Source organism: Actinoplanes sp. NPDC049118, from assembly GCF_040648555.1.
Lineage (GTDB): Bacteria > Actinomycetota > Actinomycetes > Mycobacteriales > Micromonosporaceae > Actinoplanes.
Window position 1 is genome coordinate 347169 of sequence record NZ_JBEZDY010000002.1, and the last position, 18740, is coordinate 365908.

14 protein-coding genes, 1 pseudogene and 1 riboswitch are annotated in these 18740 nt (G+C 70.7%); of the genes and pseudogenes, 11 read left to right on the forward strand and 4 right to left on the reverse strand.

Annotated elements, in window-relative coordinates; genetic code table 11:
- Positions 1–35: 35 nt before the first annotated feature.
- The 4 genes from AB0B58_RS04115 (at position 36) to AB0B58_RS04130 (ending at position 4834) form a co-directional block, all read left to right on the forward strand.
- Positions 36–1523, forward strand: coding sequence for a M28 family peptidase (locus AB0B58_RS04115; protein ID WP_360217500.1), 1488 nt, complete (start codon positions 36–38; stop codon positions 1521–1523).
- A gap of 145 nt (positions 1524–1668) precedes the next feature.
- Positions 1669–2994 (forward strand): hemolysin family protein, encoded by a 1326-nt coding sequence (locus tag AB0B58_RS04120; protein WP_360217107.1) that lies wholly within the window; start codon positions 1669–1671, stop codon positions 2992–2994.
- Positions 2991–4046, forward strand: a complete 1056-nt coding sequence (locus AB0B58_RS04125) for a hemolysin family protein (protein ID WP_360217110.1) — start codon at positions 2991–2993, stop codon at positions 4044–4046. Before AB0B58_RS04120 ends, AB0B58_RS04125 begins: the two co-directional genes overlap by 4 nt.
- 11 nt (positions 4047–4057) lie before the next feature.
- Entirely contained in the window at positions 4058–4834 is a 777-nt protein-coding gene (locus tag AB0B58_RS04130) for a sporulation protein (RefSeq protein ID WP_360217113.1), read from the forward strand.
- A gap of 438 nt (positions 4835–5272) precedes the next feature.
- Here AB0B58_RS04130 and leuE read toward each other — a convergent pair whose 3' ends face one another.
- Both leuE and AB0B58_RS04140 read right to left on the reverse strand, forming a co-directional pair.
- Positions 5273–5998, reverse strand: a complete 726-nt coding sequence (gene leuE / locus AB0B58_RS04135; RefSeq protein WP_360217116.1) for a leucine efflux protein LeuE — start codon at positions 5996–5998, stop codon at positions 5273–5275.
- Positions 5999–6165: 167 nt separating this feature from the next.
- Complete coding sequence (locus AB0B58_RS04140; protein ID WP_360217119.1) at positions 6166–7404, reverse strand: bifunctional pyridoxamine 5'-phosphate oxidase family protein/GNAT family N-acetyltransferase; 1239 nt, start codon at positions 7402–7404, stop codon at positions 6166–6168.
- A 46-nt stretch (positions 7405–7450) separates the two neighbouring features.
- Here AB0B58_RS04140 and AB0B58_RS04145 point away from each other — a divergent pair, with 46 nt between their 5' ends.
- Positions 7451–8797, forward strand: coding sequence for an aminotransferase class I/II-fold pyridoxal phosphate-dependent enzyme (locus AB0B58_RS04145; RefSeq protein ID WP_360217122.1), 1347 nt, complete (start codon positions 7451–7453; stop codon positions 8795–8797).
- A gap of 95 nt (positions 8798–8892) precedes the next feature.
- Here AB0B58_RS04145 and AB0B58_RS04150 read toward each other — a convergent pair whose 3' ends face one another.
- Both AB0B58_RS04150 and AB0B58_RS04155 read right to left on the reverse strand, forming a co-directional pair.
- Complete coding sequence (locus AB0B58_RS04150) at positions 8893–9888, reverse strand: ribonucleotide-diphosphate reductase subunit beta (RefSeq protein ID WP_360217125.1); 996 nt, start codon at positions 9886–9888, stop codon at positions 8893–8895.
- Positions 9889–12300, reverse strand: coding sequence for a ribonucleoside-diphosphate reductase subunit alpha (locus AB0B58_RS04155; protein ID WP_360217128.1), 2412 nt, complete (start codon positions 12298–12300; stop codon positions 9889–9891).
- Between the two features lie 128 nt (positions 12301–12428).
- Positions 12429–12639: riboswitch (cobalamin riboswitch) on the reverse strand.
- A gap of 113 nt (positions 12640–12752) precedes the next feature.
- Here AB0B58_RS04155 and AB0B58_RS04160 point away from each other — a divergent pair.
- The 6 genes and pseudogenes from AB0B58_RS04160 to AB0B58_RS04185 form a co-directional block, all read left to right on the forward strand.
- The gene (locus tag AB0B58_RS04160) at positions 12753–13415 is read left to right on the forward strand and encodes a UdgX family uracil-DNA binding protein (RefSeq protein WP_360217131.1); all 663 of its coding nucleotides are present in this window, start codon (positions 12753–12755) and stop codon (positions 13413–13415) included.
- Positions 13416–13863: 448 nt separating this feature from the next.
- The gene (locus tag AB0B58_RS04165; protein ID WP_360217134.1) at positions 13864–14064 is read left to right on the forward strand and encodes a DUF3046 domain-containing protein; all 201 of its coding nucleotides are present in this window, start codon (positions 13864–13866) and stop codon (positions 14062–14064) included.
- A 198-nt stretch (positions 14065–14262) separates the two neighbouring features.
- The gene (recA, locus tag AB0B58_RS04170) at positions 14263–15309 is read left to right on the forward strand and encodes a recombinase RecA (protein WP_360217137.1); all 1047 of its coding nucleotides are present in this window, start codon (positions 14263–14265) and stop codon (positions 15307–15309) included.
- A 501-nt stretch (positions 15310–15810) separates the two neighbouring features.
- Complete coding sequence (locus AB0B58_RS04175; protein ID WP_360217503.1) at positions 15811–16515, forward strand: regulatory protein RecX; 705 nt, start codon at positions 15811–15813, stop codon at positions 16513–16515.
- Positions 16516–17494: 979 nt separating this feature from the next.
- Positions 17495–17899 (forward strand): hypothetical protein, encoded by a 405-nt coding sequence (locus AB0B58_RS04180; protein ID WP_360217140.1) that lies wholly within the window; start codon positions 17495–17497, stop codon positions 17897–17899.
- 310 nt (positions 17900–18209) lie between these two features.
- A pseudogene (locus AB0B58_RS04185) lies at positions 18210–18740 on the forward strand (hypothetical protein); the annotation flags it as partial.

The window sequence follows — 18740 nt, forward strand, 5'->3', positions numbered from 1 at the left end:
CCGTGAGAGCAGTTCCCTTCATAGGCGCGACGGCCCTGCTCGCCGCGCTTTTCGCTGCCCCGGCTGAGGCGGCCCCGGCCGCGCTCCTGGCCCCGCCGGACATTCCGGTCGCGAACGTGAAGGCCCACCTGACACAGCTCCAGTCGATCGCCACGGCGAACGGTGGCAACCGTGCGCACGGCCGGCCCGGCTACCTCGCGTCCGTCACCTACGTGAAGGGCCTGCTCGACGCGGCCGGCTTCACGACGCAGCAGCAGTCGTTCACCTACGGCGGCGCGACCGGCTACAACCTGATCGCCGACTGGCCGGGCGGCGACACGTCCGACACCCTGATGATCGGTGCGCACCTGGACAGCGTCACCGCCGGGCCCGGCATCAACGACAACGGCTCCGGCTCGGCCGCCAACCTCGAGGTCGCCCTCGAGGTCGCCCGCTCGGGCTTCCAGCCCGACCGGCACCTGCGCTTCGGCTGGTGGGGCGCCGAGGAACTGGGCCTGCGCGGCTCGACCGCGTACGTGAACTCGCTGAGCTCGGCGCAGAAGGCGGCCATCACCGGCTACCTGAACTTCGACATGGTCGGCTCGCCGAACCCCGGCTACTTCCTGTACGACGGGGACAACTCCGACGGCACCGGCTCGGGCCCCGGCCCCGCGGGCTCCGCGGAGATCGAGGACACGCTGGAGGCGTACTTCACGTCGATCAGCGTGCCGACCCGCGGCACCGACTTCGACGGCCGCAGCGACTACGGTCCGTTCATCGCGGCGGGCATCCCGGCCGGCGGCATCTTCACCGGCGCGGAGGGCCGCAAGACCGCGGCACAGGTCACCCTCTGGGGCGGCACCGCCAGCACGTTCGACCCGTGCTACCACGCGTCGTGCGACACCACCTCGAACATCAACGACACCGCGCTGAACCGCAACTCGGACGCCATCGCGTACGCGGTGTGGACGCTGGCCGACGGCGGCACCACCGAGCCGCCCGGTGAGACCGTCTACTCGGACACGTTCGAGACCGCGACCGCCTGGACCCGCAACGCCGGGGCCACCGACACCGCAACCTCCGGTCTGTTCGAGCGGGGTGACCCGGCCGCGACCAGCTCCGGCGTGGCGACCCAGCTCGGCACCGCGGTGAGCGGCACCTACGACCTGGTCACCGGCGCCACGGCCGGCGCCAGCGCCGGGGCGAACGACGTCGACGGCGGCGCCACGACCATCCGGTCGCCCGCGATCACGCTGCCCACCGGCGGCGACCTGAGCCTGTCGTTCTCCTGGTACCTGTCGCACCTGAACAACTCCAGCAGCGGCGACTACTTCCGGGTCCGGGTGATCTCCGGCACGACCACCACCACGGTGTTCAACCAGGCCGGCGCGGCCACCAACCGGGCCGCCTCCTGGCAGAGCGCGGCCGTCGACCTCTCCGCGTACGCCGGGCAGTCCATCCGGCTGCAAGTGGAGTCCGCGGACACCGGCACGGCCAGCCTCGTCGAGGCGGCCGTTGACAACGTCCTGATCACGCAGGGCTGATCGTGCGCCGGGCGAGGGTACTGCGCGGGCCGTACCCTCGCCCGGGTTTCTCACAGCGGGTGTCCAGCAATCGCTGATATCTTTTTCGCATGATCGGCAGTATCCGGCCGGGCCCGGCCCGGCTTGTTGTTCTTTCGGAACCGCCATGTTGATCCTGGTCGGTCTACTGCTCGTCATCCTGGTCACGGCGGTGACCGGCTACTTCGTCGCCCAGGAGTTCGGGTACGTCGCCGTCGACCGCGGCCGCCTGCGCCAGCAGGCCGAACGCGGCGACAAGGCCTCGCAACGAGCCCTGAAGGTCACCGAACGCCTCTCCTTCGTGCTGTCCGGCGCGCAGCTCGGCATCACCGTCACCGCGCTGATCGTCGGCTACGTCGCCGAGCCGTTCCTCGGTGCGGGCCTGGCCGACCTGTTCGGCGTGGCCGGCGTGCCCACCGCGGTCAGCCGGCCGATCTCGTTCGTGCTGGCACTGCTCATCGCCACCGTCGTGCAGATGGTCCTCGGCGAGCTGGCGCCCAAGAACCTCGCGATCGTCCGCTCGGAGGCCCTGGCGAAGGCGCTCGGCCGATCGACTTTGATCTACCTCGCCGTCTTCGGGCCGATCATCAAGCTCTTCGACAAGGCGGCGGCCGGGCTGCTGCGCCGGGTCGGCATCGAGCCGATCGAGGAGCTCCCCGAGGGCGCCACCGAGGAGGACCTCGAGCAGATCATCGCCGAGTCCAGGGCCGAGGGGCACCTCGACCCGGAGCTGTCGGCGCTGCTCGACCGCGGCCTCGACTTCCGCCGCCGTACGGCGTCCGAGGTCATGGTCCCGCGGGTGGACGTCGTCACCGTCCGCGCAACGGACCCGGCGACGCGGGTCGTCGCGCTGCTCGACACCGGGCGGTCGCGTTTTCCCGTACGCGCCGGCACCGGCGTCGACGAGATCATCGGCGTCGTCGGCATCACGGACGTGCTCCCGGTGCCGCCGGCCGCACGCGCGACCGTCGAGGCGGAGTCGCTGATGGCCCCGCCGCTGTTCGTGCCGGCGTCGCTGCGGCTGCCGGCCGTGCTGGACCGGCTGCGCGGCGACCACCGGCAGCTCGCCTGCGTCGTCGACGAATTCGGCGGCTTCGCCGGCATCATCACCCTCGAGGACATCGCGGAGGAACTGGTCGGGCCCATCCGCGACGAGGACGACCTGCCCGAGCCGTCCCCGGCCCGCCAGGACGACGGCTCGTGGATAGTGCCGGCCCGCTGGCGCATCGACGAGGTCACCGACGCGACCGGCGTCGAGCTGCCGGAGAGCCCCGAATACGACACGGTGTCGGGGCTGGTGATGTCCGAGCTCGGCCGCGTGCCGCAGGTCGGCGACTCCGTGCGGCTGCCCTCCGGCGCGGCGCTGGACGTGCTCTCGGTGAGCCGGCACGTGCCCGGCTCCGTACGCCTCACCGCCTCGGCCGGATCCGCCGCCGAGGGGAGATCCCGATGAGCACGACCTGGGCGGTGACCTTCTCACTCCTCCTGCTGGCCGGGAACGCCTTCTTCGTGGCCGCCGAGTTCGCTCTGGTCGCGAGCAAACGCTACCGGCTCGAACACGCCGCGGCCGAGGGCAGCCGCGCCGCCCGCGCCGCCCTCGACGGCAGCCGCGAGCTGTCCCTCATGCTGGCCGGCGCCCAGCTCGGCATCACCCTGTGCTCGCTGGGCCTGGGCGCACTGGCCGAGCCGGCCATCGAGCACCTGCTGCATCCGCTGCTGCACAACCTCGGCCTGTCGGACGTGCCGAGCGGGATCATCGCGTTCCTCTTCGCGCTGACCGTCGTCACATTCCTGCACCTGGTCATCGGCGAGATGATGCCGAAGTCGTGGGCGATCACCGACCCGGAACGCTCGGCGACGCTGCTGGCCCTGCCGTTCCGCGGGTACGTGCGGATGGTCCGCCCGGCGCTCCTCGGCCTCAACGTCCTGGCGAACGCGGCCCTGAAGCCGTTCGGCGTCCACCCGCAGGACCAGCTGGCGCAGGCGCACGGCCCGCAGGAGATGCACATCCTGCTGGAGCGGTCCCGGGCGGAGGGCCTGATCGGCGCGGAGCAGACGGAGCTGCTGACCAGCATGCTCAAGCTGCAGGAGACCAAGGTCGCCGACGTCCTGATCCCGGACGACCAACTGGTCACGGTGACGCCGCAGTCGCCGGCCCTGGACATCGAGGCGGCGTCGCTGAGCAGCGGGCGCTCCCGCCTCGCGGTGGTCTCGGAGACCGGCGAGGTCGTCGGCGTGGTGCACGTCCGCGACGCGGTCCGCGTCACGACCGCCGCCCGGGACGCGACGGCCGCGGACCTGATGGACCCGCCGTTCATCCTGGACGCGCTGGTGACGGTCACCGACGCGGTGACACAGATGCGCGCCGCCCGCGTCCAGCTGGCGATAGTCGTCCGGGGGGCGGAGCGTGTCGGCTTCGTCGCGCTGGAAGACCTGCTGGAACAGGTGATCGGCGAGTTCGACGACGAGACGGATCCGGTGCCGGTCGGCCGGCGCATGCGCTGAGAGGCAGTCGATTGGTCTTCAGGAGGGTCCTTCGGGCGTTCGGGGTGGGCGGCCCGACGGTGGACACGGTCCTGCCCGACCCCACCGGCCGCCCAGGCGGAAGGCTGACGGGCGAGGTCAGAATCGCCGGCGGCGACTACGACGTGGTGATCGACAACATCGTGCTGAGCCTGGTCACGAGGGTCGAGGCCGGTGACGGCGACGCCCTGCTGGAATTCCACCGGGCCTCCGTCGCCGGCAACTTCACGCTGGCCGCGGGCGAGCGGGAGGACATCCCGTTCCGGCTCTCGGTGCCGTGGGAGACGCCGGTGACGCACCTGGAAGGCAAGCGGCTCGCGGGGATGACCATGGGCGTGCGTACCGAACTGTCGGTGGCGAAGGCCGTGGACCAGGGCGACCTGGACGAGGTCGCGATCCATCCGCTGCCGGCACAGGAGCAGATCCTGGCGGCCTTCGACCGCCTGGGATTCCGGCTGCGGCACGCCGATCTCGAACGCGGCGGCATCTATGGGGTACGCCAGGAGCTGCCGTTCTATCAGGAGATCGAGTTCGTGGCCCCGGCGGAGTACGCGAAGTCGATGGACGAGGTGGAAGTGACCTTCGTGGCCGATTCGACGGGCACGGAGGTGATCCTCGAGTTCGACAAGCGCGGTGGGCTGCTGGCGGAGGGGCGGGACACCTACGCCCGGTACCGCGTGGAGCACGCCGAGGCGGAGGCCACGGACTGGGACTCGTTGGTGCAGGGGTGGGTCCACGAGGCGCTCGCGTCGCATTCGGGCAGTTCCTGACGCCGTCCATCCCGCGGAGGTGCACGACCCGTGTCGCCCGCGACCGACGTGATCTGTCAGTGGCTCGCTGACCTGCCTGCGTGGTGACGGCGGGCGTCGGCCCGCCGGTCGCGTCCACCATTCGCTGGTGCCTACGCAGGTCAGGTCCGCTGTTCGCCAGTACTGATGCTGGTCGGGTCCGCTGTTCGCTGGCACTGACGCTGGTTGGGTTCGCTGTTCGCCGGTACTGATGCTGGTTTGGGTCCGCTGTTCGCTGGCGCTCATGCAGGTCAGGTCCGCTGTTCGCCGGTATTGATGCGGTCATGCCCACCGTTCGCTGGCACCTATGCCGATCACGTCCGCTGTTCGCCGGCGTCAATGCGGTCGTGTCCGCCGTTCGCTGGCGCTCACAGGTCGGGTCCGCTGCTCATGCCGGTATCGGCGGGCGGGCCTGGCGCCTCAGCCGACGCTGGCCGTGGCGAGTTTGATGCCGAAGCCGACGAACACCGCACCGATGCCGGTGGAGGCTCCCGCGGCGAGACGGCGCCGCCGCCGGAACTGTCCCGCCAGGAACTGCCCACCGAAGATCAGCGCGGTCAGATAAAGCACGCTGAACACCTGTAGCACCGCGCCGAGGATCAGGAACGACAGCGCGGGATGCGCGTATCCGGGCTCCACGAACTGGATGAAGAACGAGACCACGAACAGGATGGCCTTCGGGTTGAGCAGGCTGACGACCAGCGCACGCCGGAAGGGCCGCCGCATCCCGGCCGGGCCGCCCGTTGCGTGCGCCGGGCCGCCTGTTCCGCTCGCCGGGCCGCTGGTTTCGCCGGCGGGACCGCTCGCTGCCCGGGCGGCCGGGTCCGCGCCGCGGTCGCGCAGCCTGCGCCAGCCGCTCCGGATGATGCCGAACCCGACCCAGGCTAGGTAGGCCGCACCCGCGTACTTGATGACCATGAACACCGGCGGATACGTCCGGAGCAGCGACGCGACGCCGGCGGCCGCGAGCACCATGAGAACGGTGTCGCCGACGAACACACCGGCGGCGGCCCGATAACCCATCCGTACCCCGCGCTGCGCGCCCACGGTCAGCACGAAGATCGAGTTGGGCCCCGGAAGCAGCACGATCGCCACGGTGCCCAGCACGTACGTCCAGAAGTCGGTGATACCCAGCACGATCCCCATCCTGTTCGCACGGCCGTCGGTCCGGCAGTGGTCGTGCGGACAGAAACCTGTGGCCTTGCACACCGCGCGGATCCGCTGGTCCGGCGGCCGGTCGGGCCCGGTCGCCCGGCCGGCGAGCGGGGCCGTCGTCTGAGCGTGCCGCCGCGACGTGCCGGGGCTCGAAGCGCTCAGCCCGCCGCCAGCCGGGCGCGGAGCCGATCGGCCGCGGCCGGCCATTCGTCGATCGTCATCGCGAAGATCACCGTGTCGCGCCACGTGCCGTCCGGTCGCAGCCGGTGTCGCCGGATCATCCCGTCCCGGGTGGCGCCCAGCCGGGCGATCGCCCGCTGCGATCGCTCGTTGCGTACGTCCGTGTACCAGAACACCCGCTCCGCTTCCAGCACGTCGAAGGCCCGCTCGAGCAGCAGCAGCTTCGCCTCAGTGTTCACACCCGTGCGCCACCACCGTCGCCCCAGGATGGTGTGGCCGATGCCGACGGCCCGGTTCACCGGGTCGATGTCGTGGTAGCTCGTCATGCCCATCACCTCGCCCGTCTCCGGGTCGCACTGCGCCCACGAGACCCGCTCGCCCGTCCACTGCTGCCGGGCCGCGACGGCGATGTGCTCGGCCATCTCGTCCGAGGTCTGCGGACGGAGGCTGGGCAGGAACCGCCACACCTCGTCGTCGCCGATCGCCGCCAGCAGCCCGTCCGCATGCCCGGGCGCCAGCGGTTCCAGCGAGACGTGCCGGCCCCGCATCGGTACGGCGGTGCGCCACGGCGACGCAGGCCCCGGCAGGTAGGCGGGCGGCGGCACGACGACGCCGGCGTCCGGCTCGGGCGGCCCGGTCACGCGGCAGATGGGCAGCACGCCCGCCCAATGCGGCAGCGTCATGTCCTCAGGGGCGTCCGCGACGCCACCGGTCCGCGCCCGCACGGAGACCTCCGCAAGGGGCAGCGCCAGCACGCTGGTCGTCGCCAGCTCGCGATTCGTCGGCGGCCGGCTCTCGGCCTCCCGGCCGCGGCCGACCTTCTCCACCAGGGCGACCATCGCCGCGCGCTTCTCCGCGTCGTCGGTCACCGGGCGGGCCCAGCCGTGCGCCACCAGGGACCGGTAGTTGGCGCTGTGGTGGAACTGCGAGCGGGCGTAGACGATGCCGTCGAGCAGCGTCACCGACACCGCGACCGGGATGCCGTCGGCGCGTGCCTCGAGACCGAGCCGCCCGCCGGTCGAGGCGTGCACGTAGAGGGTGTCCTCGACCCGGACGTGCAGCGTCGGCAGCACGCGCGGCTCCCCGTCGACCACGAACGCCACCGAACAGTCATACGCCTCGTCGAGGATGGCGTGCGCCGCTTCGCGGTCGTATCGCATGCGGTCACGGTTGCGGGTCGCCGTGGTGCGGGCGGTGGGCTGGTAGAGGTCGGTCACGGGACCCTCCTTGCCAACGATGCTGTACTAGTACACAATCACTTCTGTGTCAGGACAGTATCAGGTCACCGGTTCCTCCGCCGCCTCGATTTCCGCGAGCATCGAGGCGGGCGTCCGCGCGGGCGACTGGGTTTGGGGCCAGCGACTGCCGCCGATCCGTGTCCTGGCCTTCGAGCTGCACGTCAGTCCCGCCACGGTGTCGAAGGCCTACCAGGAGCTCCGCCAGCGGGGGATCGTCGAGTCCGTCGGGCGCAGCGGCACCCGCATCCGCACCCGGCCCGCGGTCGCCAGCCCGCGATCCGCGCTGCGCCTGCCGGTGCCGCCCGGTGCGCTCGACCTGTCGGCCGGCGACCCCGACACCCGCCTGCTGCCGGGTCTCGCTCCGCACCTCCGCGCGGTCTCGGAGGAGGTCGGCCCGCCCATGGGCTATGCAGCGGCCGGCGCGATGCCGGAGCTCATCGACGCGGCCCGCCCCCGCCTCGCGGCCGACGGCGTGCCGGTCGAGGGCGCCGCCATCACGGTGACCAGCGGCACGCTCGATGCGATCGAGCGCCTGCTCACGGCACACCTGCGGGCGGGGGATTCGGTGGCGGTCGAGGATCCGGGCTGGGCGAGTCTGTTCGATCTCCTGGGTGCCCTCGGCATCACCGCGGTGCCGGTCGCGGTCGACGACGAGGGCCCGCTGCCCGACCGGCTCTCCGCCGCCCTGGCCAAGGGCGTGCGCGCGGTCGTGGTCACCGCCCGCGCGCAGAATCCCACCGGCGCCGCCATCAGCGCCGCCCGCGCCGCGGAGTTGCGTGCGGTCCTCGGCGCAGGTCCCGACGTTCTGCTCATCGAGGACGACCACGCCGCGGAGCTGTCGGGGGTGCCGCTGCACAGCCTCGGCGGAGCGACGACGTCATGGGCGTTCGTCCGTTCGGCGTCCAAGCCGTTCGGACCCGATCTGCGCATCGCGGTCCTGGCGGGCGACGAGGCGACGATCGCCCGCGTGGTGGGCCGCATGCGGATCGGCACCGGCTGGGTGTCCACTGTGCTGCAACGTCTGCTGCTCCGGCTGTGGCGCGACGAGGACGTCGCGGCCCAGATCGCCGCGGCGGGCGAGAGCTACGACCGCCGCCGCCTCGCGCTGCGTGACGCCCTCGCGGCACGGGGCCTGCGGGCCCACGGCTCGACAGGCATCAATATCTGGGTGGGCGTGGAGGACGAGACCCGCATGGTCACGGCCCTGCGCGACGCGGGATATGCGGTGGCGCCCGGCTCCCTGTTCCGCGTCGAGGCGCCGCCCGGCATCCGGATGACGGTGAGCCAGATCGAGGACGGCTCCATCGACAGCCTCGCCGATGACGTGGCGGCCGCGGCCTACCCCGCGACCGTGCCGGTCCCGTCGCGATGACCTCGACGGCCGGTGCGGACCGGCACCACCTCCCGCCGTGCGGCGAGCGGTGCTGCCGGTCCCAGCCGTGCCGCGGGCGGCGCCGGCCCCAACCGTCAGAAGTCGTCGTCGAAGCTCACGGTGCCGGAGACGCCGACCTGATATGCCGACACCCGGCGCTCGAAGAAGTTCGACAGCTCCTGCACGTCCTGCAGCTCCATGAAGGCGAACGGGTTCTGCGAACCGTAGAGCGGCGCGATGCCGAGCTGGATGAGCCGGCGGTCCGCCACGTGCTGCAGATAGGTGCGCATGTCAGTAAGCGACATACCCGAGACGCCCTGCTCCAGCAGGTCCGCCGCGAACTGCACCTCACACTCGACGGCCTCGGCCAGCATGTCGCGGACCTGCCGTTCCATCTTGTCGTCGAACAGGTCCGGCTCCTCGGCACGCACCTGATCGACCACGTCGAAGGCGAACGCCATGTGCATCGACTCGTCGCGGAACACCCAGTTGGTCCCGGACGCGAGCCCGTGCAGCAACCCACGCGAGCGCAGGTAGTAGACGTAGGCGAAGGCGCCGTAGAAGAACAGCCCCTCGATGCAGGCGGCGAAGCAGATGACGTTGAGCAGGAAGGCACGCCGGTCGTCCTTGGTCCGCAGCTCGCGCAGGTCGAATACCGAGTCGATCCAGCGGAAGCAGAAGTCCGCCTTGCGGGCGATCGACGGGATGTTCTCCACCGCGTCGAAGGCGGCCGCCCGCTCGGCCTCATCCGGCACGTAGGTGTCCAGCAGATTCAGATAGAACTGGACGTGCACCGCCTCCTCGAACAGCTGCCGGGAGAGATACAGCCGCCCTTCGGGGGAGTTGATGTGCTGATAGAGGTTGAGCACCAGGTTGTTGGCGACGATGGTGTCGCCCGTGGCGAAGAAGGCGACCAGACGGCCGACCAGGTGCTGCTCGGCGGCCGAAAGCTCGGCGAGGTCGGCGAGGTCGGAGTGCAGGTCGACCTCCTCGACGGTCCAGGTGTTCTTGATCGCGTCCTTGAAGCGGTCGAAGAAGTGCGGGTACCTCATCGGCCGCAGGGTCAGGTCCATTCCAGGATCGAGCAGCATCTACTGACACGCCTCACACGACTCGGGGTTCTCGAGGGAACAGGCCAGGGCATCCGCGTCCGAGACCGGCGCGGCGAGCACCGGCGCCGACAGCATCGGCGCCACGGGCGGCGCGGCGGAGACCGTGGCCTGCTGAATGCGCGTCGCGGGCCGCGAGCGCAGGTAATACGTGGTCTTCAGCCCGGCCTTCCAGGCGTAGAGGTACATCGACGAGACCTTGCCGATGGTGGGGGCGCTCATGAAGAGGTTCAGCGACTGCGACTGGTCGATGTAGGGCGACCGGGCGGCGGCCATGTCTATGAGCGCCTTCTGCGGCAGCTCCCACGCGGTCCGGAAGAGCTCCCGGACGTCCGCGGGCAGCGCCTCGATGCCCTGGACCGAGCCCTCGGCGCGCTTGATCTGCTCGCGCACCGCCGACGTCCAGAGACCGCGCGCCTTCAGCTCGCGTACCAGATAGGTGTTGATCTGAAGGAACTCGCCGCTCAGGGTCTCGCGCTTGAAAAGGTTGCTGACCTGTGGCTCGATGCACTCGTAGCAGCCGGCGATGGAGGCGATCGTCGCCGTCGGCGCGATCGCGATCAGCAGCGAATTGCGCAGGCCGGTGTCGGCGATCCGCGCGCGCACCGCCGCCCAACGGGCGGACTGCGTGGGGGTCACGTTCCAGAGATCGGGCTGCAGGTCACCGCGAGCGGCCCTGGTCTCGGGGTAAGCGGGGTGCGGGCCGCAGCGCTCGGCGAGGGACGCCGAGGTCTCCAGCGCCGTCAGATAGATCTCCTCCGAGACGCGGGTCGAGAGCTCGCGTGCCTCGGCGGAGTCGAACGGCAGCCTCAACGCGAAGAACGCGTCCTGCAGGCCCATCAGCCCGAGCCCGACCGGACGCCACCGTGGGTTGCTCGCCGCCGCCTGCTCGCTCGGGTAGTAGTTGATGTCGATGACCCGGTCCAGGAACACCACGGCGGTCCGCACGGTCTCGCGCAGCTTCGCCCAGTCGACGTCGTCCCCGGCCAGGTGGGCGCCGAGGTTGATCGAGCCGAGGTTGCAGACCGCCGTCTCTTCGTCGGAGCTGACCTCGAGGATCTCGGTGCACAGGTTCGACAGGTGGATGGTGTTGCCGGGGTGGCCGGTCTGGTTGCTCAGCCGGTTCGAGGGGTCCTTGAAGGTCATCCAGCCGTTGCCGGTCTGTGCCAGCGTGCGCATCATCCGGCCGTACAGGTCACGCGCCCTGACGGTCTTGACCGGCTTCCGCTCCGCGATCCGGTACGCCGCCTCGAACTCCTCGCCGTAGAGGTCCGGCAGCTCCGGGGCGTCGGACGGGTCGATCAGCGACCAGTCCTCGTCGGCCTCGACCCGGCGCATGAACTCGTCCGGGATCCAGTTGGCCAGGTTCAGGTTGTGGGTGCGGCGGGCATCCTCGCCCGTGTTGTCCCGCAGTTCGAGGAACTCCTCGATGTCCGGGTGCCACGGCTCGAGGTAGACGCAGGCCGCGCCCTTGCGCCGGCCGCCCTGGTTGACCGCCGCGACGCTGGCGTCGAGCGTGCGCAGGAACGGCACGATGCCGTTGGACCGGCCGTTCGTGCCGCGGATCAGCGCGCCCCGGCCGCGCACCCGCGACCAGGAGATGCCGATGCCGCCGGCGAACTTCGACAGCCGCGCCACCTGCTGATAGCGCTCGTAGATCGAATCCAGCTCGTCCTTCGGCGAGTCCACGAGGAAGCACGACGACATCTGGGTGTGCCGGGTGCCCGAGTTGAACAACGTCGGCGAGCTCGGCAGGTAGGCGAGCGACGACATGAGCCGATAGAACGCGATCGCCTCGCCGGCGCTGGTCGACAGGCCACAGGCGACCCGCAGCAGCCAGTACTGCGGCGTCTCCACGACCAGGCGCGTCCGCGGGTGCCGCAGCAGGTAACGGTCGGCGACCGTACGCAGGCCGAAGTATTCGAACCGCAGATCGCCGCCCGGGTCGACGGCGTCGTCGAGCTTGCGGGCGTTCCTCGCCACGAACTCGGCCGTCTCGTCCCCGATCAGCCCCTCCGCGTGGCCGCGGGCGATGGACTGGCTGAAGCTCGCGATGCCCTGGCCGCGGACCTCCTTGTCGACGAACGCCGCGAGCAGCCGGGCCGCCAGCCGCGAATACTGCGGCTCCTCGCCGATCAGCTCCGCCGCCGTCTGGATCGACAGCCTGTCCAGTTCCGCGGTGGTCGCGCCGTCGTAGAGACCACTGATGGTCTTGGTCGCCACCCGCAACGGGTCGACCTCGTCCAGGTCGGCGACCCACCGCTCGACCGCCTTGACGATCTTGTTGACGTCGACCGATTCGGGGTCGCCGTTGCGCTTGCGCACCTGCATCGCGTGTCGGCGCTGCTCCGGTACGGCTGGATCGGACGCAGTCTGCTCCTGCGTGACCGTCATGAACTCTCTCTCCTCGCGAGCCCGTTCCGAAGTGGTCTCCGGGCGCGCAGGAGGACGCCGGTGGACGCGGCTGTGCGCGCACACCTGAATGGCGTCGGCCGTCCCACGCGGCCTCGGACCGCCGCACGCGGAGCGTGCGGCGCGCTGGCAGGTCTTCGGACTCGCGGGCCTGACCGGTCTCCGGTCTCCTACTGGCCGTCGCTTCCCAGGCCGGGGCCCAGTGCTGATGACGGCGGTCGTTCCCACTCACCGCTGCGGGGCAGTTCCGGTCTTCCACCGGATTCCCTCTTGCCTCGGCCGTCCTGGAGGGACGGCCGAACCAGCTGCGGGCAACACCATATCTAGGTGCGACTCCAAACACGCAACCCCACATGTCGTGTCGGCGTGTCGGATCATGCTCGTTCGGGTGAGGCCCCGCGCGTGGATGGGACGGCAGGGGGTAAAACGTCTGCATGGCAATGACGCAGGCCCCGCCCGGCGCCCAGGGGTTCATTCCCGCCGATGTGCACGACCTCGACGAGCTGAAGGCCGCCGCGCCCGGCTGCCGTGGCTGCGAACTGTACGAGGACGCCACCCAGGTGGTCTTCGGACGCGGCGCCGCTCATGCCCGGCTCGTGCTGGTCGGCGAGCAGCCCGGCGACATCGAGGACCAGAAGGGCCTGCCCTTCGTCGGCCCGGCCGGCCGGCTGCTGCGCGACGCGGTCGGCGACGCCGGCATCGACCCGTCGGTGATCTACCTGACGAACGCCGTGAAGCACTTCCGCTTCGAACTGCGCGGCCGGCGACGCATCCACCAGACCCCCGGACCGGCGCACATCACCGCCTGCCGCCCCTGGCTGGTCGCCGAGTTCTCGCTGCTCAAGCCGGACCTGGTCGTGGCGCTCGGCGCGACCGCGGCCAAGACCCTCTTCGGACCCTCGTTCCGGGTCACGAGATCCCGCGGCGAACTACTCCCGTGGCCGGCCGCGGCGCAGCGCCCGCAGGACTTCCCGCCGGCCGAGGCCCAGGCACTCGCGACGATCCATCCGTCGGCGGTGCTGCGGGCCGACGACCGGGACGCGGCCTACCAGGGCCTGGTCGACGACCTCAAGGTCGCGGCGGCGGCACTGGCCTGAGCGGTACGCGGACCACCAACCGCTCCCCGATGCGTCCCGCACGAGCCTTCTCAGCCGCTCGCGGCGCGTCTGTCGCTACAGTGTGCTGGTCGCCATGGTTTGTGGGCAGACGGGAAGCCCGCCCGCCCCTCCCGGCTGGCCTGCCCTCGCTTGATTGGCCTGCCCTCGCTGGGTTGGCCCGCCGGCCTGCTCGCCCGCCCGTCGGCCCGCTAGTTCGCTCGCTTGCCCCGCCGCTTGCCTGCTCGCCCGCCCCTAGCGCGGTGGCCCGCCCGCGCGACCCGGCCTTGCCGTCCCGCAGGCCGCCCAGGCGGCCGCACGAGTTGATGATCCGGGGCGAAGCGGGCGGGCCGGGGTCGGCGCCGCGTCCACTGTCTCTCTCGCGTAGTGATGTGTGTCTCAGCGTTGTGCGCGACGAGGTGGCCCGCGGCCCGCGGGTAGGCTTTTTCCCGTGCGGTTGACGGATTTCTGGGAGCGCCTCGAGCAGGCGTTCGGCCCCGCGTATGCGAGGAGCCTTGCCACCGATCAGAGTTTCTCGGCGTTGCAGGGACGCACGATCGACCAGTCCATCGCTCAGGGTGTGGACACCGCTACCATCTGGCGCGCCGTGGTGGCCGAGTACCCCGATCGGGTGCCTTCGCGCCTGCACTGACCCGCCTTTCGTACGTTTGTTCTGGCGTGTCACTCGTAGTCGTACACCTGTTCGGCTATCGTCCTCAGCGGCGAGGTCATCCGCAGCTCACGGCCGGGCGGTCGTTTTCTGTCAGACCCAACGTCTAGCGTGACCCGCGTGGTGAACAGAAACGCTTCGGCGAAGACGCCTGGGAAGTCGAGTACAGGGGTGGCGGACATGGTGGCAGGACCTGATCGGGACAAGGCGCTAGACCTTGCTCTCGCGCAGATCGACAAGCAGTTCGGCAAGGGCTCGGTGATGCGCCTCGGGGAGCGGCCTGTCACACAGATGGCCATCATCCCCACCGGCTCAATCGCCCTCGACATCGCGCTCGGCGTCGGCGGTCTGCCGCGCGGCCGGGTCATCGAGGTCTACGGCCCGGAGTCCAGCGGTAAGACGACGGTCGCCCTGCACGCGGTGGCCAACGCCCAGCGCAACGGCGGCATCGCGGCCTTCATCGACGCGGAGCACGCGCTCGACCCCGACTACGCCCAGGCTCTCGGCGTCGACACCGACGCCCTGCTGGTCTCCCAGCCGGACACCGGCGAGCAGGCGCTCGAGATCGCGGACATGCTGATCCGCTCCGGCGCCCTCGACATCATCGTCATCGACTCGGTGGCGGCCCTCGTGCCGCGCGCCGAGATCGAGGGCGAGATGGGCGACAGCCACGTGGGTCTGCAGGCTCGCCTGATGAGCCAGGCCCTGCGGAAGATCACCGGCATCCTGAACAACTCCGGCACGACGGCGATCTTCATCAACCAGCTCCGCGAGAAGATCGGCGTCATGTTCGGCTCGCCCGAGACGACGACGGGCGGTCGCGCGCTGAAGTTCTACTCGTCGGTGCGTCTCGACGTGCGCCGCATCGAAAGCCTGAAGGACGGCACCGACGTCGTGGGTAACCGCACCCGCGTCAAGGTCGTGAAGAACAAGGTCGCGGCGCCCTTCAAGCAGGCCGAGTTCGACATCATGTATGGCAAGGGCATCTCCCGCGAGGGCTCGCTGATCGACGTCGGCGTCGAGCAGAGCATCGTCCGCAAGTCCGGCGCCTGGTACACCTACGACGGTGACCAACTGGGCCAGGGCAAGGAGAAGGCGCGCGAGTTCCTGAAGGAGAACCCCGACGTCGCCGCCGAGATCGAGAAGAAGATCCTGGAGAAACTCGGCGTGGGTCAGACCACCGGTGACGCCGCCGGCGGTCCGGAGCTGCCCCCGGTCGACTTCTGACCGATGCGACCTCCGACGACGAGGCGATCCGATGCGCCCGGCCCGCACGGGCCGGGTGACCCCTCGCCGCGAATCCACGGACCGAGACCATCGAGGGCTTCGGCTCCGAAGGTTTCCGCTTCGAGGGTCTCCGCTTCGAGGGCTTCCGCTTCGAGGGTCTCCGCTTCATGGCCCGCACGGGTTGCCCGTCCGCTCGCTTCGGCGAAGGGCTGAGCCCGGGTGGCTGGACGACGTGGCGCGCGGTCAGGGCGGGGCTGGGATGCGATCCCGCCCCGACCCGCAGAAGATGACCACCCTGGTGGCGAGCTCCGGCCCGACGACCCGGAACGCGGCAACGTGACGGGCCGGCGCCGCCGGAGCTCGCCGGGCGGACCGCCCTACGACACCCGCGACGCGGGCCGCGGCGGCCGCGCATTCGGGAGTAGCGGGAGTCGCTCGGGTTCGGGCGGCGGTGGTGCCTTCGGCAGCAGCGGAAGCCGATCCGGTCCGGGCGACGGCGATCTGTTCGCCGACCCCGGCCGTCCTGAACGTGGCCAGGATGCGCCTGGCGGCCATCCGCTCGATGGAGGCCGGCCCGGCGGCTATCCGCTCGGCGGTGACGCGCAGCGCGGGAAAGCGCCAGGCCGCGATCGTCGTGGCCGGGCCGCGGAGCGGCCGCCCGAGCCACCGCGCAGCGAGTCTGAGACGGCGCGCGAAATCTGTCTACGCCAATTGGCTGTGCGCCCGCGCACCCGGGCGGAGCTGGCCAAGACCCTCGCCCGCAAGGAGATCTCCGACGAGGTGATCGCCGAGGTCCTCGACCGCTACGACGAGGTCGGCATCATCGACGACGCCGCGTTCGCCCGGATGTGGGTGTCGACCCGCCATCAGGGCCGAGGGCTGGCCCGCCGGGCGCTGGCCGACGAGCTACGCCGGCACGGGGTGGATGCCGAGGTGGCCACGGAGGCCCTGGAGACGCTCGACGACGACGCGGAGGCCACCACCGCGCGCGCCCTGGTCGACCGCAAGCTGCGGTCGGCGCGAGGCACCCCCGACCAGGTGTTCCGTCGCCTGGTGGGCATGCTCGCCCGCAAGGGCTACCCGGCAGGCCTGGCAATCCGTGCGGTAAAGGACGCCCTGGCGGCCCGCGACGCCGAGGCGGCCGAGTTCGCCGACCAGATCGACCCAGACGCCCTGGCAGACGAAGCCACCGACTCGCTTTCCTGACGGCCCCCAAAGCGCCGAACGAGACCTGAGTTCCCGGCGTGGAGAGGGCGCGGCTCCTAAAGGCTGGGTGCGGACCGGGCGTGCTCAGGCTGGGTGCGGACCGGGCGTGCTCAGGCTGGGTGCGGACCGGGCGTGCTAAGGCTGGGTGCGGACCGGGCGTGGTCCCTAAGGCTGGGTGCGGTCGATCGCCGGGTGGGGTGTGCCGGAGCGTGGACTCAGAGCCGGGTGTGTGCCGGACGGGGGCTTATGCGGCGGTGTGTGTGCCAGGCGATGCAGCGGAGGTGGGCCGAATCACCCAACTAGGCCCGGCGAGTGGCACAAACGCTCATGGGCCGGTGGAACTCTGCTCGGTTGAGGCAGGCAATCGGGCGCCATTTGTGTGTCCTATCGCGACGAACATTGAAGCCGTCCCGAGCCGTGTAGTGTCTGCCGACCTGGGGCTGATATCGCGGTCCCGCGATAGGCGTCCGCCGGGGTGCCGGATTGGCTTTCCCAATTTAGGCAACGGTGGCATCGCGGGCCTTGGCCGTTTTCGTCTCGGGCATTGTTGCCCGTTGTGTACGGTCGGTATACGGGCGCTGACAAGGCCCGATGCGCCGGTGTCCGACTTCCGCCATATTGTCAACGGTGGATAGAGGGGGTGGCTTCCAATCCGGTAAGTTGCAGCGCGGACTGCGGGAGCTCTGTCCATTGAAGACGGAGCGATCCTTCGGCTGTTGACAGACGGGGAGGAAAATGAAGACCAATCGACTCGCACGCCATCGCGGCTTGCGTGCCATGGCCCGGCTCGGTGTCATCGTGGGCGCTGTCGGCGCGGCAGCGCTTGGGGGCGCCACCGCCGCCAGCGCCTCGACTGTGTCGGCTTCCACGCGCGGTGTTGTTGTTCTTGCGGAGCCTGCCGGGACTGAGGGCGACGCGACCGCGAAGGCCAAGGAGGACCCGGAAGGCCCCGAGGACCCGGAAGGTCCTGGCGATCCGGGTGACCCTGGCGATCCGGGAGATCCTGGCGATCCGGGTGACCCGGGAGATCCTGGCGATCCAGGTGACCCGGGAGATCCAGGTGACCCGGGTGATCCGGGTGACCCCGGTGATCCGGGAGATCCAGGTGATCCGGGAGATCCTGGCGACCCAGGCGACCCCGGCGATCCGGGTGACCCGGGTGACCCGGGAGATCCGGGAGATCCGGGAGATCCGGGAGATCCGGGAGATCCGGGAGATCCGGGCGAGGGTGGCGGCGGCGAGGAGCCGGGCGACCCTGGTGAAGGCTCGGGCGGCGAGACGCCGGGTGGTAACGACGACGGCGGTTCCGGCGATGGCGGGAGCGACGACAACGACTCCAACGGCGCCGGCGGTTCCGACTCGGGTTCCGGTGGCCTTCCTGTGACCGGCTTCAACGTCATCGGAATCGCGGGCGTCGGTGCGGCGATCGCCGCAGGCGGCGTCGGCCTTGTTCTCGTCACGCGGCGTCGTCGCCCCGAGGGTGCGGACGCCTGATCCGGTCTGCGTCTCACCGGGTCTGACCAGCCGGCACGCGGAAAGGCCTGGCCATATCCCCTCGGCCATCAGCTCGGTCGATCCGGGGCGGCACATGAACGGCAGTGGACCCGTGGCCCCGCCAGGCTGCGGGTCCATTGTCATCGATGGATCTTCGTGGGGGCGTCGACGGTGGCCGCGGACTGGTAATCTGCTGCGTCGTGACAGACGACTTCCACCCAGCTCGGCGCGGTGGCGGCTCCCTCCACGAGGGCCCCGACGCGACGGCTCAGGTCGTCCCGCACATCGCGCCCGCCGGTTCGCCCGAGGACACCTTTCCGCCTCCGCGCTCCGGCGTCGAAATCCCTGGTCAGCGTTCTGCCCCGGCCGACAGCCAGGCTTTGCCCGGGCAGGTGCAGGGCTATACCCATACGGCACCCTCCGCGTATTCGTCGAGAGGGCATCAGGGCGGCGCTCCCGCGCCGGAGCACGGTGATGCGGCAGATGTCACCGCCGATCTGAAAGTGCCGATGGACACACTGACTGGTCAGGAAGGACCGGTCGCTCCGGTCGCCCACCCGCCGGTCGGCAGTCCGCCGGTCGCCGGTGCCACAGGTGGATCCGTGTCTATGAGCGGCCCGATCTCCGGGCCTGCGCCGATCTCCGGGCCTGCGCCGATCTCCGGGCCTGCGCCGATCTCCGGGCCTGCGCCGATCTCCGGGCCTGCGCCGATCTCCGGGCCTGCGCCGATC

Excerpts from the sequence above, each read along its gene's own strand:
- AB0B58_RS04160 (WP_360217131.1), top strand. The coding sequence starts at position 12,753 with ATGGCAATGACGCAGGCCCCGCCCGGCGCCCAGGGGTTCATTCCCGCC.
- leuE (WP_360217116.1), bottom strand. The coding sequence starts at position 5,998 with ATGGGGATCGTGCTGGGTATCACCGACTTCTGGACGTACGTGCTGGGC.
- AB0B58_RS04155 (WP_360217128.1), bottom strand. The coding sequence starts at position 12,300 with ATGACGGTCACGCAGGAGCAGACTGCGTCCGATCCAGCCGTACCGGAG.
- recA (WP_360217137.1), top strand. The coding sequence starts at position 14,263 with ATGGTGGCAGGACCTGATCGGGACAAGGCGCTAGACCTTGCTCTCGCG.
- AB0B58_RS04150 (WP_360217125.1), bottom strand. The coding sequence starts at position 9,888 with ATGCTGCTCGATCCTGGAATGGACCTGACCCTGCGGCCGATGAGGTAC.
- AB0B58_RS04125 (WP_360217110.1), top strand. The coding sequence starts at position 2,991 with ATGAGCACGACCTGGGCGGTGACCTTCTCACTCCTCCTGCTGGCCGGG.
- AB0B58_RS04120 (WP_360217107.1), top strand. The coding sequence starts at position 1,669 with ATGTTGATCCTGGTCGGTCTACTGCTCGTCATCCTGGTCACGGCGGTG.